The sequence below is a fragment of the Pseudomonas sp. FBF18 genome, assembly GCF_024261405.1.
GTDB classification, from domain to species: domain Bacteria; phylum Pseudomonadota; class Gammaproteobacteria; order Pseudomonadales; family Pseudomonadaceae; genus Aquipseudomonas; species Aquipseudomonas palmensis.
In genome coordinates, this window is record NZ_QKRS01000003.1 from 327,637 (window position 1) to 350,193 (window position 22,557).

The window sequence follows — 22,557 nt, forward strand, 5'->3', positions numbered from 1 at the left end:
TGCTTATGTAAACGGCGGTTTTTGCTCCCAAATGGAGCAAAAACACGTTGTTATGCGAAATATCCGACCAGGTGCAACTTGACTGAAGAAACTGGTTGCACCTTGTTCGCGTTGTTGCATAGGATTCGCCGCCTGGGTGCAACCGTTAGCGGCTGTCACTACATAAAAACAAACGCCAGGGCGCAACAATGAGTTTTAGCAATCCACTCACGATCACGTTCGTGATCTACATCGCGGCAATGGTGCTGATCGGCTTCATGGCCTATCGCTCCACCAACAACCTTTCCGACTACATCCTCGGTGGCCGCAGCCTCGGCAGCGTGGTGACCGCGCTCTCGGCCGGTGCCTCGGACATGAGCGGCTGGTTGCTGATGGGCCTGCCGGGCGCCATCTACATGTCGGGCCTTTCCGAAGCCTGGATCGCCATCGGCCTGACCGTCGGTGCCTACCTGAACTGGCTGTTCGTGGCCGGCCGCCTGCGCGTGCAGACCGAGCACAACGGCGACGCGCTGACCCTGCCGGACTATTTCGCCAGCCGTTTCGAAGACCACAGCGGCCTGCTGCGCATCATTTCGGCAATCGTGATCCTGGTGTTCTTCACCATCTATTGCGCCTCCGGCATCGTGGCCGGTGCCCGCCTGTTCGAAAGCACCTTCGGCATGTCGTATGAAACGGCGCTGTGGGCCGGTGCTGCTGCCACCATCGCCTACACCTTCGTCGGTGGCTTCCTGGCGGTGAGCTGGACCGATACCGTGCAGGCCACGCTGATGATCTTCGCGCTGATCCTGACCCCGGTGATCGTGCTGATCGCCACCGGCGGCTTCGACACCACCTTCCTGGCCATCGAAGCCCAGGGCGCGGGCAACTTCGACATGTTCAAGGGCGCGACCTTCATCGGCATCATCTCGCTGATGGGCTGGGGCCTGGGCTACTTCGGCCAGCCGCACATCCTGGCGCGCTTCATGGCGGCAGACTCGGTGAAATCGATCGCCAATGCCCGTCGCATCTCCATGACCTGGATGATCCTGTGCCTGGCCGGTACCGTGGCCGTGGGCTTCTTCGGCATCGCCTACTTCTCGGCGCACCCTGAAGTGGCCGGCCCGGTCACCGAGAACCACGAGCGCGTGTTCATCGAACTGGCCAAGATCCTGTTCAACCCGTGGATTGCCGGTGTGCTGCTGTCGGCCATCCTGGCAGCAGTGATGAGTACCCTGAGCTGCCAGCTGCTGGTGTGCTCCAGCGCCCTGACCGAAGACTTCTACAAGACCTTCCTGCGCAAGAACGCCTCGCAGGTCGAGCTGGTATGGGTCGGTCGCCTGATGGTGCTGGCGGTTGCGCTGATCGCCATCGCGCTGGCCGCCAACCCGGACAACCGCGTGCTGGGCCTGGTGGCCTACGCCTGGGCCGGCTTCGGTGCCGCCTTCGGCCCGGTGGTGCTGATTTCGGTACTGTGGAAGGGCATGACCCGCAACGGCGCACTGGCCGGTATCGTGGTGGGCGCGGTGACCGTGATCCTGTGGAAGCAGTTCGACACCATGGGCCTGTACGAAATCATCCCGGGCTTCCTGTTCGCATCGCTGGCGATCTACTTCGTGAGCAAGGCGGGCAGCCCGTCGGCTGCGATGGTCAAGCGTTTCGAAACCGCTGAAGCGGCGTTCCACGCCGACAAATAACACGGCTGCATCATGCTGCCCGGCAACGGCCCGGCCTCTTCTGGAGGTCGGGCCGTTGTCATTCTGGCGGCTGTCACCTGACGGCGCGGGCCTGACAGGGTAAACTTCCGGGCCTTGCAGGAGTTGCCATGAACTATCGTCACGCCTTTCACGCCGGCAACCACGCCGACGTGTTCAAACACCTCGTATTGACCCGGCTGATTGCGCTGATGTCGCGCAAGGAGCAGCCGTTCGCCTACCTCGACACCCACGCCGGCCTTGGCCTGTATGACCTGCAGGGCGACCAGGCGACCCGCACCGGCGAGTGGCTGGAAGGCATCGGCCGGCTCTGGGGGCGCGACGACCTGCCCGAGGTGACGGCCGATTACCTGCGCATCCTGCGCAAGATGAACCCCGACGGCGAGCTGCGCTACTACCCGGGGTCACCCGAGCTGGCACGGCGCCTGGCACGCCAGCAGGACCGCGTGCTGCTCAACGAGAAGCACCCCGAAGACGGGCGCCTGCTCAAGGAAAACATGAAGAAGGACCCACGCGTGGCGGTGCACCTGGGCGAGGGCTGGCACGTGCCGAGGGCTTTGCTGCCGGTGCAGGAGAAGCGTGCGGTGATGCTGATCGACCCGCCCTTCGAGCAGGCCGACGAGCTCAAGCGATGCACGGTGGCGATGAAGGAGACGATTGGCCGCATGCGCCAGACGGTCGCGGCCATCTGGTACCCGATCAAGGACCAGCGCCAGCTGGTGCGTTTCTATCAGGACCTGACCAGCACCGGTGCGCCGAAGCTGCTGCGGGTGGAGCTGTATGTGCACCCGCAGGACAGCCCGCAGGGCTTGAACGGCTCTGGCCTGGCGATCGCCAACCCGCCATGGGGCCTGGAAGAAGAGCTGCGCGCACTGCTGCCGTGGCTGGCCCAGGTGCTGGGGCAGACCCAGGGCAGCTGGCGCATGGACTGGCTGATTGCCGAGTAGGGTGTTGTGAATGTGTTGGCCTATCGCGGGTCAAGCCCGCTCCCACAGAGGCAATGATGTCCTTGTGGGAGCGGGCTTGACCCGCGATGGGTTCCACGCCAGCAGTGCGCCCTGCACTCCGTACCACGCTTTACGCTATAATCCCGCCCTTTCGCTGCCACCCGCCCATGAGGCCGGGGCGCACATCTACAGATTTGAAGAGGCTAGACCCTTGGCATTGACGATTCTTGGCCTGTCCGGCGCCCTTAGCCATGATCCTTCCGCGGCCCTGTACATCGACGGCAAGCTGATTGCCGCCGCTGAAGAAGAGCGCTTCGTGCGCGACAAACATGCAAAGAACCGCATGCCCTACGAATCGGCGAAGTTCTGCCTCGAACAGGCCGGCATCAAGCCGTCCGATGTCGATGTGGTAGCGATTCCGTTCGCCCCCATCAGCCTGTTCGGCAAGGCCCGCTGGCACTACGCCAAGCGCTACTGGTACGCCCCGGATCGCGCCCTCGACGCGCTGCTGATGGGCAACCGTCGCTACAAGCGCTACCGCAACAAGATCGTCTGGTGCCTGGAACAATTGGGCTTCGATCCGAAAAAGATCAAGATCGAACCGGTCGAGCACCACCTGGCCCACGCCTCCAGCGCCTACCACTGCTCGGGTTTCAAGGAAAAGACCGCGATCCTGGGCATCGACGGCAAGGGCGAGTACGCCACCACGTTCTTCGGCTACGGCGAAAACGGCAAGATCCACAAGATCAAGGAATTCTTCGACCCGGACTCCCTCGGCGGCCTGTATGGCGCGATCACCGAGTTCCTGGGCTTCGAAATGCTCGACGGCGAGTTCAAGGTCATGGGCATGGCGCCGTACGGCGACGCCAGCAAGTATGACTTCTCGCGCCTGGCCAGCTTCGAAAACGGCGAGCTGGAGATCAACACCGACTACGCCAACGTCATCGGCCTGCGCCGCTATAAAGAGAAGGGCAAGGGTTTCTACTTCTCGCCCAAGCTGATCGAGTGGCTGGGCCCCAAGCGCGAAGGCGACATCGCCGACGAGCCGTACATCCACTATGCGGCCAGCATGCAGGCGCTGTTCGAGAAGCTCGCGCTGCAGATGATCGACTACTACCTGGGTGACGTGCTCAAGGAAACCGGCAAGCTGGCCTTTGCCGGCGGCTGCGCGCTGAACGTCAAGCTGAACCAGAAGATCATCGCCCGTCCCGACGTGAAGGAGCTGTTCGTGCAGCCCGCCTCGGGCGACGCCGGCACCGCAGTCGGTGCTGCCGCCTATGTGTCCCACGCCCGTGGCGTACCGGTCGAGAAGATGGAACACGTCTACCTCGGCCCGGCGTACAGCAACGAGGACGTGATCGCCGCCTGCGCCCGTCACGAACACAAGCCGACCTGGCGCAAGCTGGACAACATGCCCGAGCAGATCGCCCGGATCATGGTCGACGGCAACCCGGTGGCCTGGTTCCAGGGCCGCATGGAGTTCGGCCCGCGGGCCTTGGGCGGACGTTCGATCATCGGCTGCCCGAGCGTGCCGGGCGTGGCCGACCGCATCAACCACCAGATCAAGTTCCGCGAGCGCTGGAGGCCTTTCTGCCCGTCGATGCTCGACACCGTGGCGCCGCAGATGATCAAGATCGATCACCCGGCCCCGTTCATGACCTTCACCTTCGAAGTGGCTGAAGAGTGGAAGACCCGTGTGCCGGAAGTGGTCCACGAAGATGGCACCTCGCGGGCCCAGGTGCTCAAGCGCGAGTACAACCCGCGCTACTACGACATGATGAAGGCGCTGGAGACCCTGACCGGCAACGGCGTGTCGCTCAACACCTCGCTCAACCGTCGTGGCGAACCGATGATCTGCTCGCCGACCGATGCCCTGAACATGTTCTTCGGCTCGGACCTGCAGTACCTGATCATGGAAGACATCCTGGTGGTCAAGGACGGCGCGAAAGCTTATGACAGCGTTGGCTGAACGGCACGTCCTGCAGTTTTGCCACGGCTATGACGGGCCGTTTCTCGATTGCGCCCGTCAGTACGCCAGCCTGTTCGCGGGCAAGGGCTACCGCGTCACCACGGTGTTTCTCACCGGCGCCGCCGATCCGCAGGTGGCGGCGGGCTGTGCGAGCGATGAAGTGCTGTTTCTCGAGTTCAGCTCCAAGGCCATTCGTGGCTTGAAGCTGGGCGCGATTCGCGAACTGCGCCGCATTGCCGCGTCGCGCCGATTCAGCTTCTGCATCGCCCACCGCTTCAAGCCGATCTACATCGCCCTGCTGGCCACCCGCCTGCCGGTGATCGGCGTGCACCACGCCTTTGGCGACTACCAGCGGCGTACCCGCCAGCTGTTCGCCAACCTGTTCAGCAAACGCCTGAGCCTGCTCGGGGTGTCGGACGCGGTGCGCGACGACATGCGCCAGTGCCTGCCCAAGTGGCCGGCCGAGCGTATCCAGACGCTGTACAACCGCATCGATATCGACGCCCTGCAGGCCAGTCTGGTGCCCGCCGCGCAGGCGCGCCAGGCCCTGGGCCTTGATGCGAAGGCGTGGATCGTCGGCAACGTCGGCCGGCTGCACCCGGACAAGGACCAGGCCACCTTGCTGCGCGGGTTTGCCCAGGCGCTGCCGGCACTGCCGGCAGGCGCCCGCCTGGCAGTGCTGGGCACCGGCCGCCTGGAGCACGCGCTCAAGGCGCAGGCCGAGGCGCTGGGGATTGCCGCACAGGTGGACTTTCTCGGCCAGGTACCGGATGCACGGCGCTATTTCAGTGCCTTCGACGTGTTTGCCCTGAGCTCGGACCACGAGCCTTTCGGCATGGTGCTGCTCGAAGCGATGGTGGCCGGCGTGCCGTTGCTGGCCACCGCCTGCGGTGGCGCCAAGGAAGTGGTCGAAGGTGTCGGCATCCTGTTCCCGCTCGGGGATGCCGAGCGTCTGGCGCAAGGCCTGCAACACCTGGCCGAGCTGGACCAGGCGCAACGCCAGGCCTGTGCCGAGCGCATGCTCGAGCGCCTGCGCGAACGCTTCTCCGACACGGCCGTGCGCGAGACTTTCTGGCACCTTCCCCAGGTTGTCGAACTGACGGGGCAGGCCTGATGCTCAATTATGTACAAGGCTGGCGTGAGCGCGGCTGGCGCGTGATCGATGCGCCGGCCTACGCCGACGCCTGGCAGCGCTTTGGCGGCAGTGTGGCGACCCACCCGCTGGTGCTCGCGCAACTGGCCGAGATGGCCGATATTCCGGTGCGTTACCTGGGCTGGTATCAGGGCGACCAACTGAAGGCGGCCATCCCCACCTGGGACCGCTACCTGGCACTGTCCAAGGACGTGCTCAAGCGCCGGGGCAAGAAGGGTCTGTTCGACCTGGGCAATGCCGAGCTGATTCTGCCGGCCGCTGCCGATGCACAGGCGCCGCTGCGCCATGCCGGGCGCTACCTGTCCGAGCTCAACCAGGGCCGTTTCAGCGGCCTCAAGGCGCAGCCCGAAGCCCTGGCCATGGCACGCCAGCCCGAAGAACTGTCGAAGAAGTTTCGCTACAACCAGCGCCGCGAACTGCGTTTGCTGGAAGAGGCGGGTGGGCAGGTACGGGCCATCACCGAGTACACCAGTGCCGAGATCGCGTCGATGTATTGCGACCTGTTCCAGCGCCGCTGGGGCTTTGCGGCCACCGGTGCCGAGCGCATGGCCGAGATGGTCGAACGCCTGCGCGCGTTGCTGATCGGCTCGGTGCTGTTTCTGGAAGACAAGCCGATCGCGATCCAGCTGGTGTATCGCGTCGAGGCTCCCGAGTGGGTCAGCGTCGAGTACGTCAACGGCGGCGTCGACCCCGAGACGCGTGCGTTCAGCCCGGGCAGCGTGCTGAGCTTTCTCAACACCCAGAGCGCCTGGGAAGCCGCGCGCGCGCTGAACAAGCCGCTGCGGTTCTCCTTCGGCCGCGCCGATCGCGAGTACAAGGACCGATGGTGCAACCCCGTGCCGGTGTTTCAGGTGTGAGCCGCAAGCAGCAGTTGCTCAGGCGCCATCGGCAGCGCAAGCGCATGACGCTGGTCATTTTGCTGGTCATTCTGCTGGCCAGTGCCTGGCTCGCCTGGTGGCTGCCGCTGGTGCTCGGCGTACTGGCCTGGTCCGCTCACGAGGCCTGGTTCAGCGACCATCTGTTCTATGCGCCGGCCAGTGATTACGACTATCTCATCGACAGCGACCAGTCCTACCCCCTGCGCCTGACGCAAGGTCGATTGGGTGTGCCGGCCGGGTGCAGCCTCGAGGAGGGCGACACGCTGCTGCTCAAGGTCTGTCTGCGCGCTTCGCTGTTCGGTCGGCTGCTTGACCCGGCGGTGAGGATCGAAGGCGGCACATCCGATACACAGGTGTTCGAGCGCGGTGTGAAAGGGGTGCGTTACCTGAACCTGACCGGGCAGCACACCGCCCTTGTGGAGGGGCGACTACGTCTGCGCGGCCAGTACTGTCGGCTGGATGAACAGGTCGAGCTGTTGGTGTGCCGACATCCGGACTACCTCGCCGGGCCGTTGCTGGTGATCGCCCCGCATGCCGATGATGCCGAGCTGGCAGCCTTCGGCGCTTATGCCCAGGCCCGGGAAAGCTGGATCGTCACACTCACGGCCGGTGAAATCGAAACCGAACACTACCGGGCCATGGGCCTGGATGCAGTCGCCGCAGCTCGCCTCAAAGGCCAGTTGCGCAGCTGGGACAGCATCGCCGTGCCGCTGTGGGCCGGTGTACCGGCCGAGCGCTGCGTGCAGCTTGGCTATTTCTGCATGCAACTGGCGGCCATGCAGGCCGAGCCACTGATGGCGCAGGGGTCGCGCGAGGCGGACATGCTCGACACGCGCCTGTTCCGGCGTTTCAACCGTGTCGGCCTTGCCAGCGACGTCGATGGCGTCCCCTCCTGGCGCAATCTGGTGCAGGACCTGTGTGAACTGATCGAGCGTATTCGCCCGCAGACCATCGTGCTGCCCGAGCCGTTGCTCGATCCCCACCCCGATCATGTGTGCGCCCGCAACGCAGTGCTAGAGGCCCTTGCGCTGACGCACCATCAGCCGCGGACGCTGCTGCACTACGCCAATCACCTGCATGACAACGACCGTTGGCCAATGGGGGATGCGGGCAGCGGAGTGGCGCTGCCGCCCCACTTCCAGGGGCAGGTGGCGATGCGCCCCTGGGTGCTGGCGTTGAGCGAGGAAAAGCAATGGCACAAGGCTATGTCTTTGGGCATGATGCACGACCTGCAGCCCGGAGCCCCCTTCAAGCGTCGCCTGCGCCGCTTTTTGCAGCGCGTCCTGGCAGGGCGGCGTTGGCCGACCACTGGTGAAAACGAGTTTTTCCGCAAGGCCGTGCGCCGGCACGAGCTGTTCTGGGTCGGTGCCGAAACCGACAAGAGAGAGCAACAGTGAAAGTCCTATTTCTGGTTCAGAAAGAGCAACGGGCCATTCTGGATCGCTTGTATGAAGGCGTAGGTGCAGCCTGCGACTGTGATATCCGTTGGCTGACCGACGCCGAGCAGGACAATCTGCGCGCTTATTTCAAGCAGCACGTCAATGTCGAACAGTACGACCGGATCGTGTTTTTCCTGCGCTTCAAGAAAGAGATACGTCAGGTCGGCTTTATCCGCACCGTGCCCAATCTGGTCATTCTCGAGCACGACGCTTATCAGAACTACATCCCGTGCAAGTACACGGGCAAGTTCAGCAAGCACTACCAGCAGATACCTTGGGCGCGGGTGATCACGTCGGGGGCGGTGGTAAGCCGGCGCCTGCGTGACGAGGGCTTCGACGCGGTGTTCGTGCCCAAAGGCTACGATCAGGCGCTGCTGCGCAATGAAGGGCGCGAGCGCGACATCGAACTGGCCTTTGTCGGCAGCCTTCGCAGCGTGGCCTACTCCGGGCGCAAGGCAATGCTCGACTCGCTCGCGAGTGTCGAGAACCTTGTCGTCACGCGCACCAAATCGGGTGAGGAGTACAGCCAGACCCTCAGCCGCATCCGCTTTTTCGTCAGTGCCGATGTCGGCATGGGCGAGTACATGATCAAGAATTTCGAAGCGATGGCCTGTGGCTGCGTCTTGTTTGCCTATGACCAGGGCGACGAGGAAAACCAGGCTCTGGGTTTTGTCGATATGCACAACATCGTGCTGTATCGCGACTTGGCAGAGCTGCGAGCCAAATTGAAACAGCTGCGTGAGCAGCCCGAGCTGGCCGACGAGATCTCCCGTCGCGGGCAGCAGTTGGCCGAGACGCGTTATACGTTTCACGCCTTGGGCAAGACTATTGTCGAGACCATGCGTGCGCCGCTGCGTGCGCATGCCCAGCCTGGCTGGTGGGCACGGCTGCGCAGCGCGGTAGGCCGTTAAGGCCGTTCATCTGTCACTTATCGAGGAAGCAACATGCTCTTCAGCGAAAGCAGCGAAATCACCCTGATGGTGACCAGTTGCGGCCGGTTCGATCTACTCAAGCGCACGCTGGAAAGCTTCGACCGATTCAATACGGCGCCCATCCGGGAAGTTTTCATCACCGAAGACTCCGGTGACGAGGCAGTACGCGATTGCGTCCCTGTGCACTGGCGCGAGCACACCACCTGCATTGTCAACAACCCCAAGCTGGGCCAGTTGCGCTCGATCGATGCTGCCTACGCGCAGATCAAGACACGCTGGGTGTTCCATTGCGAGGACGACTGGGACTTCTATCGCCCAGGCTTCATCGAAGACTCCCAGGTGCTGCTGGAGGCCGACCCGCAGGCCTTGCAGGTGTGGTTGCGCAGCTTCAACCACGACCTGCAGGTGCACAGCCCTTACGTATTCCTCAACGAGCGCCAGGTGCTTCAGGGCATCGCGTTCTACCAGTTGGGCTCGCACAAGCCGGATTGGCAGGGCTTTTCCTTCAACCCCGGGTTGCGCCGCCTGGCCGACTATCAGCAGCACGCGCCGTATGCCGGGCACAGCGGTGAAAAGAGCCTTTCGCGTCTGTATGCCAGCGAAAACCGCTATGCATTGATACTGGAAAATGATGCCGTGCTGCACACGGGTTTCGGCGGACATGTCGAGTTGCCCCAGGAGAAACAGAACAAGTTGCGCCGTAAACAAAGGGATCGCTTCAAGCTGATTGGAGCGCTGGTAGTTGGAATGGTAATAGGCTGGATGTTGAATGTTATTTAGTGAGGTCCATTTGGAAAACAGCAACAGCCGTCGCTACTTTGGCGCGGCCATCATTCTGTTTCTGCTCAGCTTCATCCTGATGGACTCGTCCAAGTGGACGAACAACATCTTCTACGCGTTTATTGCTTTGCCCGGGTTGGTGTTTCTGCTCAAGGAACGGGGCGTCGGGCTGTTTCAGCACGGCCTGACCTGGGCCTGGCTGGCGTTCATGCTGTGGTTCCTCGTGCCTGCCGCCATTGCCGGCAATGGGCAGTTCTACAAGCACATCCTGTATGTCTGCGTGTTTGTGTTTGTGGTTGCCGGGCTGACGAGTCCGCAATTTTTCCGCTCGTCCGCGTTCACCCGCGCGCAGTTCTGGATCATTTTCGCCTACATCTTTGGCTACGCTACCTATGCCTACGCCACAGGCATCTTCCCCTTTGGCGAGCGTGTACGCTTGTTGCCTTCGCGCATGGAGAACATTATCTATGCCAGCATCTGGTTGCTCTGCGCCCTGGCGCTGGCCCTGCCTGCATGGGTCAGGGAGCGGCGCTGGATCGAGGCGATAGCTGCAGTGGCGCTGTCGCTGTTTGCGGTGGCGTTTGTGTTGCAAACACGTACCGCGCTGGTTGGCGCTGCCTTTCTGCTGGGCGTCTGGGCGCTGTACGGCATCCTGCGGTTCCCCAGGATTGGTTTGATCTGCGTGTCGGCGGCCGCTGCAGCCATGCTTCTGGTCTTGTGGCTGGTGCATGAGCAGCATTGGTTCCTGTCGCTGTTCGAGCGTGGCGATTCGTACCGTGTCGAACTGTTCCATATCATGGTCGGGGAATGGCGCAATTGTGGTTGGGCGCTAGGGTGCGGGGTCGACTTCAAGACCGCCAAGACCCTTCAGGACGGCCTGCCTATCCAGCACCCGCACAACGTCTTCGTGGCGATGGGGCTGTATACCGGCGGTGTCTCGCTGGTGTTGCTGCTGGCGGTGATGGGCGCGACCCTGTGGCAGGCCTGGCGCAACCGGGATCCATGGGGCATGTACCTGGCGTGCGCGCTGGTTATGCTCAACTTCGACGGCAGCAAGCTGATAGGCAACCCTGACGAACTCTGGCCACTCGTGCTGCTGCCTGCGGCGCTGGTGCTGGGGCGCGTGGCGCAGCGTCCGAGGCGCGTGCGTCTGTGATCCAGTCGACCACCTTCGGGTGGTCGATTTGTTTCAGGCCAGTGCGGCGCTCAGTTCGGCGGCGCTGCAGGTGTGCTGGTGGGCAAGGTAGGCGCTGCTGAAGGCATCGCCACCGTTGTCCAGCAACCAGGCCCGGTCCTGCGGGTAGCGCAGCATGTGCTTGAAGTTGCGCAGGCGTAGACGCTTGGTCAGCGCCTGGCGGTAGATGCGCAGGTCGGCAATATCGATCAGGCCCAGTTCGCCTTCCGGTGTGAGCACCACGTTGCCCAGGTGCGCAGAACGGAAGTAGACGCCTTTCTCGTGCAGTTGCGCGATGAATGCACCCAATTGCGCGCGCCGTCGGTCATCACTGAGCGGGTCCTCGAGCAACTGGCGCAGGGTTTGCCCCGGCAGGGGGTCGTAATGCACGGCATCCCGGGCGATTTCGGCTATTCGATACACCTGGCGCACACGCGGGCAGGGGATGCCACGTTCGGCCAGGGTGCGGCAGTTATCGGCAAAACGCTTGGCGTAGGGGTACCACGCCGCGGACGTGATCAGGCGCTTGCGGCGGAACAGCTTCAGCATCGAGCCGTCGCCCAGACGCAGCACCTTGTCTCCCGTACCGTCAGCCTCCAGGACTTGGGCGCCTTCGCGCAGGGCAAGGTAACGGGCATGTTCAAGGGCTTGCATCGATACTCCGGTGTCTGGGGCCTGAGGCTTGTTTGGCCGGCTATATTACCCCAGCACCGAGTGGCGAAAACCGCTTGTGATACAATCCCGCTTCTTTTTGATACGACGGATTCTCATGACCGCCCCTGAATCGTCCGCGCCTTCGAGCTTGAAAATCTATTTTCGACTGCTCGGTTACGTGAAGCCCTACGTGGGCATGTTCCTGGTGAGTATCCTCGGCTTCGTGATATTCGCCTCGACCCAGCCCATGCTGGCAGGCATCCTCAAGTATTTCGTCGATGGCCTGAGCAACCCCGAAGCGGTGCTGTTCCCCACCGTGCCTTACTTGCGCGACCTCCAATTGTTGCAGGCTGTGCCGCTGCTGATCGTGCTGATCGCCGCGTGGCAGGGCCTGGGCTCGTTTCTGGGCAACTATTTCCTGGCCAAGGTTTCCCTGGGTCTGGTGCACGACCTGCGGGTCGAGTTGTTCAACAAGCTGCTGGTACTGCCCAACCGCTATTTCGACAGCCACAACTCCGGACACCTGATTTCGCGCATCACCTTCAATGTGACCATGGTCACCGGCGCCGCCACCGATGCAATCAAGGTGGTGATCCGCGAAGGCCTGACCGTGGTGTTCCTGTTCGGCTATCTACTGTGGATGAACTGGAAGCTGACCATCGTGATGCTGGCGATTCTGCCGCTGATCGCCTTCATGGTCAGCAGTTCGAGCAAGAAATTCCGCAAGCAGAGCAAGAAGATCCAGGTGGCCATGGGTGACGTGACGCATGTCGCGTCCGAAACCATCCAGGGCTATCGCGTGGTGCGCAGCTTCGGGGGCGAGAACTACGAAGAGCAGCGCTTCAACAACGCCAGCCAGAGCAACACCGAGAAGCAGCTGCGCATGACCAAGACCAGCGCGGTATACACACCGATGCTGCAATTGGTGATCTACTCGGCCATGGCCGTGCTGATGTTCCTGGTGCTGTACCTGCGCGGCGACTCCACCGCCGGCGACCTGGTGGCCTACATCACCGCGGCCGGTCTGCTGCCCAAGCCGATCCGCCAGCTGTCGGAAGTCAGCTCGACCATCCAGAAGGGTGTGTCGGGGGCCGAGAGCATCTTCGAGCAGTTGGATGTGGAGCCGGAAGTCGACCACGGTACCGTCGAGCGCGACCGGGTTACCGGGCGCCTGGATGTCCGCCACCTGAGCTTCACCTACCCGGGTAGCGAGCGCCGCGTGCTCGATGACATCAGCTTCACCGCCGAGCCGGGTCAGATGGTGGCGCTGGTTGGGCGTTCGGGCAGCGGCAAGTCGACCCTGGCCAGCCTGATACCGCGTTTCTACCCGCATGCCGAGGGCGAGATCCTGCTCGATGGCGTGGAGGTGGAGCAGTACCGCCTGCGTAACCTGCGTCGGCACATTGCCCAGGTGACCCAGCATGTGACCCTGTTCAACGACACCGTGGCCAACAACATCGCCTACGGTGACCTGGCCGGTGCGCCGCGCGAGCAGATCGAGGCTGCGGCAGCCGATGCCTATGCCAAGGAGTTCATCGATCAGTTGCCTCAAGGGCTGGACACCGAGGTCGGCGAGAACGGCGTGCTGCTGTCCGGTGGCCAGCGCCAGCGTCTGGCGATCGCCAGGGCCCTGCTCAAGAATGCACCGCTGCTGATTCTGGACGAGGCCACCTCGGCCCTCGACACCGAGTCGGAGCGGCACATCCAGGCCGCCCTGGACCAGGTGATGAAAGGCCGTACCACCCTGGTGATCGCGCACCGCCTGTCGACCATCGAGAAGGCCGACCTGATCCTGGTGATGGATCAGGGGCGCATCGTCGAGCGTGGCACGCATGGCCAGTTGCTGGCCGAAAACGGCTATTACGCGCGCCTGCACGCCATGGGCCTGGATGAGCCGGCCAAGGCCGACATCACCTGAGTCACCCTGCCAGGGCGCGTTCTGCGCCCTGGTTGTCACAGCAGGTTACCGGCGCCGAACAGGCCGGTGCCAGGGCTGTGCTAATATCCCGCCCCTGTTCATTTTGTCTATATGGGTTGCCCATGAAGTTGTCCATGCCGCGTTTCGATCAAGCTCCGGTACTGGTGGTCGGGGATGTCATGCTCGACCGCTACTGGCATGGCGGTACCTCTCGCATTTCACCTGAAGCCCCGGTACCGGTGGTCAAGGTCGAGCAGATCGAGGACCGTCCGGGTGGTGCGGCCAACGTTGCGCTGAACATTGCCGCGCTGGGTGCGCCGGCCTCGCTGGTGGGCGTCACCGGCCAGGACGAGGCCGCCGACAGCCTGGCCAACAGCCTGCAGGCAGCGGGGGTTCGTTCGATCTTCCAGCGCATCGCCCATCAGCCGACCATCGTCAAGCTGCGGGTCATGAGCCGTCACCAGCAACTGCTGCGCATCGATTTCGAAGAACCCTTTGCCACCGACCCGCTGTCGCTGGGCGCCGAAGTCGACGCCCTGCTCGAAGGGGTGAAGGTGCTGGTGCTGTCCGACTACGGCAAAGGCGCATTGAAGAACCATCAGAGCCTGATTCAGGCCGCGCGGGCCAAGGGCATTCCGGTGCTGGCCGACCCCAAGGGCAAGGATTTCTCGATCTACCGCGGCGCCAGCGTCATCACGCCGAATCTGGGCGAGTTCGAGGCCATCGTCGGGCATTGCGCCGACGAGACCGAACTGGTCAGCAAGGGCGGCGAGCTGATGCGCGAGCTGGAACTGGGCGCCTTGCTGGTGACCCGAGGCGAGCACGGCATGACCTTGCTGCGCCCGGGCCATCCGGCCATGCACCTTCCGGCACGGGCGCGTGAAGTGTTCGATGTGACCGGTGCCGGCGATACCGTGATCTCCACCCTGGCGGCGGCGATCGCCGCCGGTGAGGAGCTGCCCCATGCGGTCGGTCTGGCCAACCTGGCCGCCGGCATCGTGGTCGGCAAGCTGGGTACGGCGGCCATCAGCGCGCCGGAACTGCGCCGCGCCATCCAGCGCGAAGAAGGCTCCGAGCGCGGGGTGCTGAGCCTTGAGCAGTTGCTGCTGGCCATCGACGATGCGCGGGCGCACAACGAGAAGATCGTGTTCACCAATGGCTGCTTCGACATTCTGCATGCCGGGCACGTGACCTACCTGGAGCAGGCGCGTGCGCAGGGCGACCGGTTGATCGTGGCGGTCAATGACGATGCTTCGGTCAGTCGCCTGAAGGGGCCGGGTCGCCCGATCAACAGTGTCGACCGGCGCATGGCGGTGCTGGCGGGGCTGGGGGCAGTGGACTGGGTCATCAGCTTCTCCGAAGGCACCCCGGAAAACCTGCTTGCCGAGGTCAAGCCCGACGTGCTGGTCAAGGGTGGCGACTACGGCATCGATCAGGTGGTGGGCGCCGATATCGTCAAGGCCTATGGCGGTACGGTGAAGGTGTTGGGGCTGGTGGAAAACAGCTCGACCACGGCGATCGTGGAGAAAATCCGCAAGAACTGAGTGGTTTGACCCGCGATTAGGGCCTGCAAAAACGTCCTACTTCTGCAACGCCAGCCCCAACAGCTGGCGGGCCTTGCCCGTCAGCCTTTTAAGTTTCGAGTCCGGCCTGGGCGCCACCAGCCCCTGCTGCCTCAGCCAGTCCTTCCAGCGAATCCGCTCTTCACGCACCAGCCAGCCATCCTGTCGGGCAAAGCTTTCGGCCAGGTAGATACCACGTGTACTCGCCGGCACCAATCGGTCCTTCTTCAGGGTGTACAGCTCGGCCTGCGGCTGTCCGTCTTCCAGCGGCATCAGGTACAAGTCTGGCCGGCTGCGGTTGAGGCGTGCCACCAGTTGGTCGCCCTCAAGGCGCTCGTCCACATGGAACAGGCTCAATGATTTGGCTTCCCTGGGCACTTGCAGGCGCAGGTCATAAATCAGTTGCAGTGACGCCGTGGGCAGGTGGACATAGGCTCGCGGTCGCTCGATCAGCGGCTGGTTGCCACAGCGCACCGGTCGCGCGGCCCCCGAGTGAGGGGTCAGCACGAAGGGCATCGCTTCACGGTAATGCAGCGCGTCGGCGTACGGCGCCGGCAACCAGGTGTCGTTGAAACGCCCGCCAAGCCAGCCTTCCGGGGTCTCCAGCAGGCATTCCTCGGCCACTTCCTGCACGGCCGTGTGCAAGGGCAGGTTCAGCTCCTGAGCGGGCACGTAACCGGAGATCAGCTTGAGCACCACATCACCGCGGTCCTGGCGGCGCTGGCGCACCAGTACCCAGTAGTCGCGGTTCTGCCACTGCAGGGTGAGGCGCACCGAAACGCCCAGGTTGGCTAGCTCCACGGCGAAACGCTCGGGGTCGGCCACCTGGATTGCCTTGCGCCGCTGCAGGGTCTGGGCAAAGTTCAGCGGCATGCCGATGCTCTGGTAGCTCAGGCCCTCGGGGCCGGCTTCCACATGCAGGGGCAGGGTCTTGAAGTTGCTGGGGTTCTTGCGGATCAGCGTGCGCGGCATCTCGGCTCCTTCTTGCGTTGGGGTCGGCCGCGACGGCGGCTCAGCGCTGGCTCAGGATCTTGGCGACCACGCCCACGTTGTGGGCCAGGTGCACGGGATTGATGGTGCCGACAATAGCACTGCTCACCCCGGGGTGGGCAAACAGCAGCTCGAAGCTGGCCCGCACCGGTTCGACGCCCGGGGCCAGGCAGGCATGACCGCTGGCCAGGGCCTTTTTCACCAGGATGGCCTTGCCGTGTTCGGCAGCATAGTCCAGCACCGGGCGTTCGCCCTGCTCGTCGAGGTTGTAGGTAACCATCGCGCAATCGCCTGTTTGCAGGGCCTGCAGCCCCCCTTCGACGGTTTTGCCGGACAGCCCGAAGCCGCGAATCTTGCCTTCCTGCTTGAGTCGGGCCAGGGTTTCGTACACCGCTTCCTGCTGCAGAATGCGCAGATCGTTGCCGTCGGAATGCACCAGTACAAGATCGATACAATCTGTTTCAAGGCGTTGGAGGCTGCGTTCCACCGAGCGGCGCGTGTGGGCGGCGCTGAAGTCGAAGTGCGAGTGGCCGTCGTCGAACTCTTCGCCGACCTTGCTGACGATCACCCAGTCGTGGCGCTGGCCGCGCAGCAATGGGCCCAGCCGCTCTTCGCTGCGGCCATAGGCCGGTGCGGTGTCGATCAGGTTGATGCCCAGCTCACGGGCCTGGCGCAGCAGCAGGCGGGCCTCGTCGTCGTCGGGGATGGTGAAGCCGTTGGGGTATTTGACGCCCTGGTCGCGGCCCAGCTTGACCGTGCCCAGCCCCAGCGGGGAAACGCTCAGGCCGGTGCTGCCCAGCGGGCGGTGATAGGGGTGCAGGGTCGGCAGGCTCATGGCAGCAGTTGCTCCCATACCGGTTGTGCCAGGGGCGGTTTTGGCAGGGGCGGCAGGGCAGGCAGATTGCCTGGCTTGATACCGTCACGTTCCAGGCTGTTCAGCACGCGGTCAGCGAAGTCCGGTGCCAGGGCCAGCTTGGTCGGCCAGCCCACCAGCAGGCGCTGCTGGTCGGCGAGGAAGGCGTTGTCGGGGCGCACCAGGCCCGATTGCGCGGGTTCGGCGCGGTCGACACGCACGGTGGCCCACTGCACCTGGCTGAGGTCGACCCAGGGCAGCAGCCCCGCGACCTCCTTGCGGGCGGCAGCGATCTGCGCTTCGGGTTCGCGGGCAACGCCCTCGGCTTCGGCCAGGTCGCCGCCCAGGTACCACACCCACTGGCCGTCGGCGGCCGGGTGGGTGGTCACGGTGATGCGCGGCTTGGGCCCGCCGCCCAGGCAGTGGGCGTACAGGGGCTTGAGGCTCGGGCCCTTGGCCATGACCATGTGCAGCGGTCGGCGCTGCATGGCCGGCTGGCTCAGGCCCAGGCTTTGCAGCAGCGCGGCATTGCCGGCACCGGCGCTGAGCACCACGCGCTGGGCGCGGATATCGCGGCCATCGACACGCAAGCCGACCAGTTCGTCACCTTCATGCAGTGGTTCGATGTGTTCACCGGCCAGCAGGCTGTCGTCGGCCAGCTCTGCCAGGCGCGCGAGCAGGCTCGGCACGTCCACCACCAGTTCGGCCAGGCGGTACACCTTGCCCTTGAAGGCACGGTCCTGCAGGGCAGGGGGCAACTGGTCGCCCTTGACCTGGTCGACCCGGCCGCGTACCGCCTTGCTGGCGAAGAAGCTGGTGAGGTTGCCGGCCAGGGTGCCGGGCGACCACAGGTAGTGCGCCTCGGACAGCAGGCGCACGCCGCTCAGGTCCAGTTCGCCGTTGCCGGCCAGGGCCTCGCGCCAGCGCCGCGGCATGTCGGCAATGGCCTCGGAGGCGCCGGTGAGCGCACCGTGCAGGGCGTACTTGGCACCGCCGTGGATGATCCCCTGGGACTTGAGGGTCTGCTCGCCACCGAGGCTGGCGCGTTCCACCAGCACCGTCGAGTAGCCCAGGCGGCGCAGGCGGGCATTGAGCCAGAGGCCTGCGACCCCTGCGCCGACGATCAGCACGTCGGTGGAAATAACGGATGACATGCACGCACCTCACAAGCAAAGACAGGAGCGCAGTATACAGCCTGTGAGGTTTCGTACCCTGTCGCTCATCAATGCCCGGTGGTTTTGGAGAACACCTGGATCACCACCACGCCGCCGACGATCATGGCCATGCCGAGCATGGCCGGCACATCCAGTTTCTGCCCGTAGATCACCAGCGCCGCGATGCTGATCAGCACGATGCCCAGGCCCGACCAGATGGCGTAGGCAATGCCTACCGGAATGCTGCGCACCACCAGGGTCAGCATCCAGAACGCCACGATGTAGCCGCACACCATCAGAAGCAGGGGCAGCGGCGTACTCAGGCCCTTGACCGCCTTCATCGAGGCGGTGGCAATGACTTCGGCGCAGATGGCGATGGCCAGGTAGGTATAGGCGTTCATGGTAGTCCTCTGTTCTGGTCGCGCATTCTAGAGGATGGCGCAATGGGGTAAAGTCATTACCTATCTATTCTGGAGATAGGCTGGCATGCACGGTCAATGGAACCTCGAACAGCTGCGCACCTTCGTGCGGGTCGCCGAACTGCGCTCGTTCTCGGCGGTGGCGCGTGAGCAGCGCAAGGCCCAGTCGGCGGTCAGCAACGCCATCGCGTTGTTCGAGGCCGACCTTGGGGTCACGCTGTTCGAGCGTAGCAGCGGGCGTCAGCCGCGCCTGACCGATGCCGGCCAGGCGTTGCTCGAGGAGGCACGCGAGCTGCTGCGCCAGTGCGAGCGCCTGGACGGCCGGGCGCAGGCGCTGATGCGCGGGCAGGAGGCGCAACTGCGCCTGGCGCAGGACGAGGCCATGCCCTTCCAGCCGGTGCTCGACAGCCTCGACGAGCTGGCCGTGCAGTACCCGCTGCTGGAAATCCAGGTGGCCAGCGGGGCCCAGGGCGATGTGGCGCGCAAGCTGCTGGAGCGCCGTGCCGACCTGGGCCTGATGTTTCACCACGAGCACATGCCTGCAGCGCTGGAGCGCCAGGCGCTGGGCAGCGTGGAGATGGTCACCGTGTGCGCGGTGCATCACCCGCTGGCGCAACTGGCCAGCGTCAATCGCCAGCAGCTGGCGCAGCACCGTCAGTTGCTGATCACGCCCCAGCAGAGCGGCTACCCTGGCGGCGAACCGATCAGCCCGCAGATCTGGCGCGCCGACAGCTTCTACGTGATGGCCGAGATGCTCATGCGCGGGCTGGGCTGGGCCTGGCTGCCGCGCCATGTGGTGCAGTACCCGGCCTACCAGCAGCAGATGGTGGAGCTTGCCAGCGAGTGGCGCCCGCCGGCGCTGGTGGTGGAGTTGGCGTGGCGCCGCGACGAGCCGCTGGGGCCGGCCGCGCGCTGGCTGGCCGAGCGCTTCGCAGTGCATTTGTGCGCCATTGGCTAGTACACTTCGGCGCCATGAACAGAACCCTATATACCCTGCTGTTTCACCTGGGCCTGCCGCTGGTCGCGCTGCGCCTGTACCTGCGCTCGCGCAAGGCGCCGGCCTATGCCCGGCGCATCGCCGAGCGCTTCGGCCTGAAGCTGCCGCCCCTGCAGCCGGGGGGCATCTGGGTGCATGCGGTGTCGGTGGGCGAGAGCATCGCCGCCGCGCCGATGGTGCGTGCCCTGCTGCAACGTTATCCACAGTTGCCGATCACCATCACCTGCATGACGCCCACCGGTTCCGAGCGCATCCAGGCGCTGTTCGCAAACGAGCCACGCATCCAGCACTGCTACCTGCCGTACGACCTGCCGTGGGCGGCGGCGCGGTTTCTGGAGCGTGCTCGCCCGCAACTGGCGGTGATCATGGAGACCGAGCTGTGGCCCAACCATATCCACCAGTGCGCCCGACGTGGCATACCGGTGGCGCTGGCCAATGCGCGGTTGTCGGCGCGTTCGGCCAAGGGCTATGCGCGTTTTGCCGGGTTGACCCGGCCGATGCTGGCCGAGATGAGCCTGATCGCGGTGCAGACCGAAACCGAGGCCGAGCGTTTTCGCCAGCTCGGTGCGCGGCCCGAGTGCGTGCAGGTGACCGGCTCGATCAAGTTCGACCTGACCATCGATGCGCAACTGCCGGTGCGCGCCAGGGCGCTGCGTGAAGAATGGCAGGCGCTGCAACGGCCGGTGTGGATTGCCGCAAGCACCCATGAGGGCGAGGACGAGGTAATCCTGGCAGCGCATCGGCAGTTGCTGGCGCACCATTCGGACGCGCTGCTGATGCTGGTACCGCGCCATCCGGAGCGCTTCAGCGCGGTGCATGGGCTGTGCGCAGCGCAGTTTTCCACGGTGCGCCGCTCTGGCGGGGCGCCGGTGACGGCGGATTGCCAGGTATTGCTGGGCGATACCATGGGCGAGCTGCTGTTTCTGTATGCGCTGGCGGACATCGCGTTCGTCGGCGGCAGCCTGGTGCCCAACGGCGGGCACAATCTGCTGGAGCCGGCTGCACTGGCCAGGCCAGTGTTGAGCGGGCCGCATCTGTTCAACTTTCTCGAGATCGCGGCAATGCTGCGCGAGGCGGGGGCGTTGTGCGAAGTGGATGATGCCCAGGGGCTGGCGGCCGAGGTGCGGCGCCTGATCGAGCTGCCCAGCGATGCACTGAAGATGGGCGAGGCGGGGGTCGGGGTGATGCGGGCCAATCAGGGGGCGTTGAAGCGCCTGCTGGATGGGCTGGGGAATCTGCTCAAGGCGTGAGGCCTGTTCGCCGGCAAGGTCGGCTCCTACACGGGGTGCGCAACACCTGTAGGAGCCGGCCTTGCCGGCGAAGCTGTTTCAGGGCCTTTCGAAATTGGCTTGCGCCGCCTTGGCCAGGTCCGGCGGCAGGAAGTCCTTGTCCGGGTTGTAGTCGGGCTTGAGGTAGCGACCCAGGTCATTCAGGTCTTGCGGGCTCAAGGTCCCGGCGGCCTGCTTCAGGCGCAGGTTGTCGAGGATGTAGTCATACCGGGTGTTGTTGTAGTCGCGCACCGAGGTGTACAGCTGGCGCTGTGCATCCAGCACGTCGACGATGTTGCGCGTACCCACCTGGTAACCGATTTCGGTCGCTTCCAGCGCACTCTGGTTGGAAATGATCGACTGCTTGCGCGCCTGCACCTGCTCCACGTCGGTGTTCACCGCGCGGTGCAGGTTGCGGGTGTTTTCCACCACCTGGCGACGCAGGCTCTCGCGCTGCTGTTCGCTCTGGCTCAGGCGCTGGTACGCCTCGCGCACCTGCGAGCTGGTCAGCCCGCCACTGTAGATCGGGATGTTCAGCTGCAGGCCGATGCTGGTCTGCTCCACGTCGCCGCGGTAGTTCTGGCCCGTCAGGTTGGGGTTGCTGAAGCCCAGGCTGTCGTTGTCACCCTTCTGGTAGCGCGCCACCGCGTCCACCGTCGGCGCGTGCCCGGCCTTGCGCTGGCGCAGGGTTTCCTCGGCCGCGTTGACCGCGTAGTTGGTGGCCTGCAGGTTCAGGTTCTGCTTTGCGGCGGTTTCTACCCAGGCCTTGGCGTCATTGGGCGTGGGTACCTGCACCGGCAGGGTGTGCACGATGCCCTGCACCGAGTTGTAGTCGCGGTTGGTCAGGGTCACCAGGGCCTCGAAGGCGTCGTCCACCTGGCGCTGCGCAACGATGCGGTTGGCCCGCGCGGTGTCGTAGCTGGCCTGGGACTGCAGCACGTCGGTCTTGTCCGACAGGCCTACATCGAAGCGCTCGTTGCTCTGGTCGAGCTGGCGCTTGAACGCGGCTTCTTCGGCCTTGGTCGAAGCCAGGGTGTCCTGGGCGCGCAGCACGGCGAAGTAGTTCTCGGCACTTTGCAGAATCAGGTTCTGTTCGGTGGCCGACAGCTCCAGCGCCGCCTGTTCGTTCACCGCTTCGGCTGCCTGCAACTGGAACCAGCGGTCGGCGCGGAAGATCGGCTGGGCCAGGGTGGCCTGCCAGGAGTTGCCGCTGCGGTTGGCGGTGATCGAGGGGTGATCGATCTTCGTACGGCTGTTCATCATCTCGGCGCCGGCCGAGAGGTTGGGCAGCAGGCCGGCACGGGCCTGGGGCACCACTTCCTTGCGGGCGCCGTAGTCGGCGCGGGCAGCGGCCAGGTCGGCGTTGTTGTTCACCGCTTCCTGATACACGCTGACCAGATCGGTGCGTACCGACAGGGGCGGTTCTGCTGCCCAGGCCATTCCGTTGGTAGCACACGACACGGCGAGGGCCAGTGAAAGTTTGCGCAGCATAGGGCAGTCCTTGAACGGTTGAGTATTTCTGAACCGATGAGTGTAGTTGCGCAGGCATTTTGCAACAATCCGCTATTTGCGCCTTTTATCATGCTTGTGCTTGGACTGTTGGCGTTTCGCGTCGCACCGGTCTATGCTGGGCGCGTTCTTGTCGGGGTGCCTTGCGTTGAGGCTGAGATCGGATAATTCCGGATCCCGTTGAACCTGATCAGGTTAGCGCCTGCGTAGGGAACAAGATTGCTCGTCTCCCGCGAGCCCTCTTGTGTCGGCTGCGGGATTGTCATTTCA

General features: G+C 64.2%; 19 protein-coding genes and 1 riboswitch. Of the genes, 13 read left to right on the forward strand and 6 right to left on the reverse strand.

Translation table 11 applies throughout. From position 1 onward, the window contains the following. The first annotated feature begins 188 nt into the window (after positions 1-188). The 9 genes from putP to DN387_RS07480 all read left to right on the forward strand — a co-directional run bounded on the left by putP (position 189) and on the right by DN387_RS07480 (position 10,945). Complete coding sequence (gene putP, locus DN387_RS07440) at positions 189-1,673, forward strand: sodium/proline symporter PutP (protein ID WP_054915751.1); 1,485 nt, start codon at positions 189-191, stop codon at positions 1,671-1,673. Between the two features lie 128 nt (positions 1,674-1,801). After that, positions 1,802-2,638 (forward strand): 23S rRNA (adenine(2030)-N(6))-methyltransferase RlmJ, encoded by an 837-nt coding sequence (locus tag DN387_RS07445; protein WP_043863583.1) that lies wholly within the window; start codon positions 1,802-1,804, stop codon positions 2,636-2,638. A gap of 211 nt (positions 2,639-2,849) precedes the next feature. Continuing rightward, complete coding sequence (locus DN387_RS07450) at positions 2,850-4,607, forward strand: carbamoyltransferase (protein WP_043863582.1); 1,758 nt, start codon at positions 2,850-2,852, stop codon at positions 4,605-4,607. Then, positions 4,591-5,721, forward strand: a complete 1,131-nt coding sequence (locus DN387_RS07455) for a glycosyltransferase (protein WP_054915750.1) — start codon at positions 4,591-4,593, stop codon at positions 5,719-5,721. The genes DN387_RS07450 and DN387_RS07455 overlap by 17 nt, the downstream gene beginning before the upstream one ends. After that, positions 5,721-6,617 carry an antimicrobial resistance protein Mig-14 gene (locus DN387_RS07460; protein ID WP_054915749.1) on the forward strand — a complete coding sequence of 299 codons (897 nt, stop codon included), beginning with the start codon at positions 5,721-5,723 and terminating at the stop codon, positions 6,615-6,617. Before DN387_RS07455 ends, DN387_RS07460 begins: the two co-directional genes overlap by 1 nt. Further along, on the forward strand, positions 6,614-8,035 hold the full coding sequence (locus tag DN387_RS07465; RefSeq protein ID WP_054915748.1) for a PIG-L deacetylase family protein: 1,422 nt from the start codon (positions 6,614-6,616) through the stop codon (positions 8,033-8,035). The genes DN387_RS07460 and DN387_RS07465 overlap by 4 nt, the downstream gene beginning before the upstream one ends. Continuing rightward, entirely contained in the window at positions 8,032-8,988 is a 957-nt protein-coding gene (locus DN387_RS07470) for a glycosyltransferase (RefSeq protein WP_054915747.1), read from the forward strand. Before DN387_RS07465 ends, DN387_RS07470 begins: the two co-directional genes overlap by 4 nt. Positions 8,989-9,021: 33 nt before the next feature. Continuing rightward, positions 9,022-9,789 (forward strand): glycosyltransferase family 2 protein, encoded by a 768-nt coding sequence (locus DN387_RS07475; protein WP_043863577.1) that lies wholly within the window; start codon positions 9,022-9,024, stop codon positions 9,787-9,789. After that, complete coding sequence (locus tag DN387_RS07480) at positions 9,779-10,945, forward strand: hypothetical protein (protein WP_054915746.1); 1,167 nt, start codon at positions 9,779-9,781, stop codon at positions 10,943-10,945. The genes DN387_RS07475 and DN387_RS07480 overlap by 11 nt, the downstream gene beginning before the upstream one ends. Before the next feature lie 33 nt (positions 10,946-10,978). On the opposite strand, the gene DN387_RS07485 is transcribed toward DN387_RS07480, so the two are convergent. After that, positions 10,979-11,617 (reverse strand): phosphotransferase, encoded by a 639-nt coding sequence (locus DN387_RS07485; protein ID WP_043863575.1) that lies wholly within the window; start codon positions 11,615-11,617, stop codon positions 10,979-10,981. Positions 11,618-11,732: 115 nt separating this feature from the next. On the opposite strand from DN387_RS07485, the gene msbA reads away from it, so the two are divergent. Together msbA and hldE are read left to right on the forward strand one after the other, a co-directional pair. Next, on the forward strand, positions 11,733-13,535 hold the full coding sequence (gene msbA, locus DN387_RS07490) for a lipid A export permease/ATP-binding protein MsbA (RefSeq protein WP_043863574.1): 1,803 nt from the start codon (positions 11,733-11,735) through the stop codon (positions 13,533-13,535). A 122-nt stretch (positions 13,536-13,657) separates the two neighbouring features. Next, positions 13,658-15,079, forward strand: a complete 1,422-nt coding sequence (gene hldE, locus DN387_RS07495; RefSeq protein ID WP_043863573.1) for a bifunctional D-glycero-beta-D-manno-heptose-7-phosphate kinase/D-glycero-beta-D-manno-heptose 1-phosphate adenylyltransferase HldE — start codon at positions 13,658-13,660, stop codon at positions 15,077-15,079. A gap of 36 nt (positions 15,080-15,115) precedes the next feature. Here the strand turns inward: hldE and DN387_RS07500 are convergent, their stop codons facing one another. From DN387_RS07500 to DN387_RS07515, 4 genes are all read right to left on the reverse strand, one after another. Continuing rightward, positions 15,116-16,069 carry a hypothetical protein gene (locus DN387_RS07500; protein WP_043863572.1) on the reverse strand — a complete coding sequence of 318 codons (954 nt, stop codon included), beginning with the start codon at positions 16,067-16,069 and terminating at the stop codon, positions 15,116-15,118. Between the two features lie 40 nt (positions 16,070-16,109). Beyond that, positions 16,110-16,922, reverse strand: coding sequence for an aldo/keto reductase (locus DN387_RS07505; RefSeq protein ID WP_054915745.1), 813 nt, complete (start codon positions 16,920-16,922; stop codon positions 16,110-16,112). Then, the gene (locus DN387_RS07510) at positions 16,919-18,094 is read right to left on the reverse strand and encodes an FAD-binding oxidoreductase (RefSeq protein WP_054915744.1); all 1,176 of its coding nucleotides are present in this window, start codon (positions 18,092-18,094) and stop codon (positions 16,919-16,921) included. Before DN387_RS07510 ends, DN387_RS07505 begins: the two co-directional genes overlap by 4 nt. Positions 18,095-18,162: 68 nt before the next feature. Next, positions 18,163-18,495 carry a multidrug efflux SMR transporter gene (locus DN387_RS07515; protein ID WP_043863569.1) on the reverse strand — a complete coding sequence of 111 codons (333 nt, stop codon included), beginning with the start codon at positions 18,493-18,495 and terminating at the stop codon, positions 18,163-18,165. An 85-nt stretch (positions 18,496-18,580) separates the two neighbouring features. Between DN387_RS07515 and DN387_RS07520 the strand changes: the two genes are divergently transcribed. Next, a complete protein-coding gene (locus tag DN387_RS07520) occupies positions 18,581-19,471 on the forward strand; it encodes a LysR family transcriptional regulator (protein ID WP_043863568.1) in 891 nt (296 codons plus the stop codon). A gap of 14 nt (positions 19,472-19,485) precedes the next feature. Continuing rightward, positions 19,486-20,760, forward strand: coding sequence for a lipid IV(A) 3-deoxy-D-manno-octulosonic acid transferase (gene waaA / locus DN387_RS07525; RefSeq protein WP_054915743.1), 1,275 nt, complete (start codon positions 19,486-19,488; stop codon positions 20,758-20,760). A gap of 78 nt (positions 20,761-20,838) precedes the next feature. Here waaA and DN387_RS07530 read toward each other — a convergent pair whose 3' ends face one another. Continuing rightward, the gene (locus DN387_RS07530) at positions 20,839-22,269 is read right to left on the reverse strand and encodes a TolC family outer membrane protein (protein WP_043863566.1); all 1,431 of its coding nucleotides are present in this window, start codon (positions 22,267-22,269) and stop codon (positions 20,839-20,841) included. 142 nt (positions 22,270-22,411) lie between these two features. After that, a riboswitch (TPP riboswitch) is annotated at positions 22,412-22,517 on the forward strand. Positions 22,518-22,557 lie beyond the last annotated feature (40 nt).

Bases quoted from the DNA above. Each gene is read 5' to 3' on its own strand.
- DN387_RS07500 (WP_043863572.1), bottom strand. From the start codon at position 16,069: ATGCCGCGCACGCTGATCCGCAAGAACCCCAGCAACTTCAAGACCCTG.
- hldE (WP_043863573.1), top strand. From the start codon at position 13,658: ATGAAGTTGTCCATGCCGCGTTTCGATCAAGCTCCGGTACTGGTGGTC.
- putP (WP_054915751.1), top strand. From the start codon at position 189: ATGAGTTTTAGCAATCCACTCACGATCACGTTCGTGATCTACATCGCG.
- DN387_RS07475 (WP_043863577.1), top strand. From the start codon at position 9,022: ATGCTCTTCAGCGAAAGCAGCGAAATCACCCTGATGGTGACCAGTTGC.
- DN387_RS07530 (WP_043863566.1), bottom strand. From the start codon at position 22,269: ATGCTGCGCAAACTTTCACTGGCCCTCGCCGTGTCGTGTGCTACCAAC.
- waaA (WP_054915743.1), top strand. From the start codon at position 19,486: ATGAACAGAACCCTATATACCCTGCTGTTTCACCTGGGCCTGCCGCTG.
- msbA (WP_043863574.1), top strand. From the start codon at position 11,733: ATGACCGCCCCTGAATCGTCCGCGCCTTCGAGCTTGAAAATCTATTTT.
- DN387_RS07515 (WP_043863569.1), bottom strand. From the start codon at position 18,495: ATGAACGCCTATACCTACCTGGCCATCGCCATCTGCGCCGAAGTCATT.
- DN387_RS07505 (WP_054915745.1), bottom strand. From the start codon at position 16,922: ATGAGCCTGCCGACCCTGCACCCCTATCACCGCCCGCTGGGCAGCACC.
- DN387_RS07460 (WP_054915749.1), top strand. From the start codon at position 5,721: ATGCTCAATTATGTACAAGGCTGGCGTGAGCGCGGCTGGCGCGTGATC.
- DN387_RS07520 (WP_043863568.1), top strand. From the start codon at position 18,581: ATGCACGGTCAATGGAACCTCGAACAGCTGCGCACCTTCGTGCGGGTC.
- DN387_RS07445 (WP_043863583.1), top strand. From the start codon at position 1,802: ATGAACTATCGTCACGCCTTTCACGCCGGCAACCACGCCGACGTGTTC.
- DN387_RS07510 (WP_054915744.1), bottom strand. From the start codon at position 18,094: ATGTCATCCGTTATTTCCACCGACGTGCTGATCGTCGGCGCAGGGGTC.
- DN387_RS07480 (WP_054915746.1), top strand. From the start codon at position 9,779: ATGTTATTTAGTGAGGTCCATTTGGAAAACAGCAACAGCCGTCGCTAC.
- DN387_RS07485 (WP_043863575.1), bottom strand. From the start codon at position 11,617: ATGCAAGCCCTTGAACATGCCCGTTACCTTGCCCTGCGCGAAGGCGCC.
- DN387_RS07455 (WP_054915750.1), top strand. From the start codon at position 4,591: ATGACAGCGTTGGCTGAACGGCACGTCCTGCAGTTTTGCCACGGCTAT.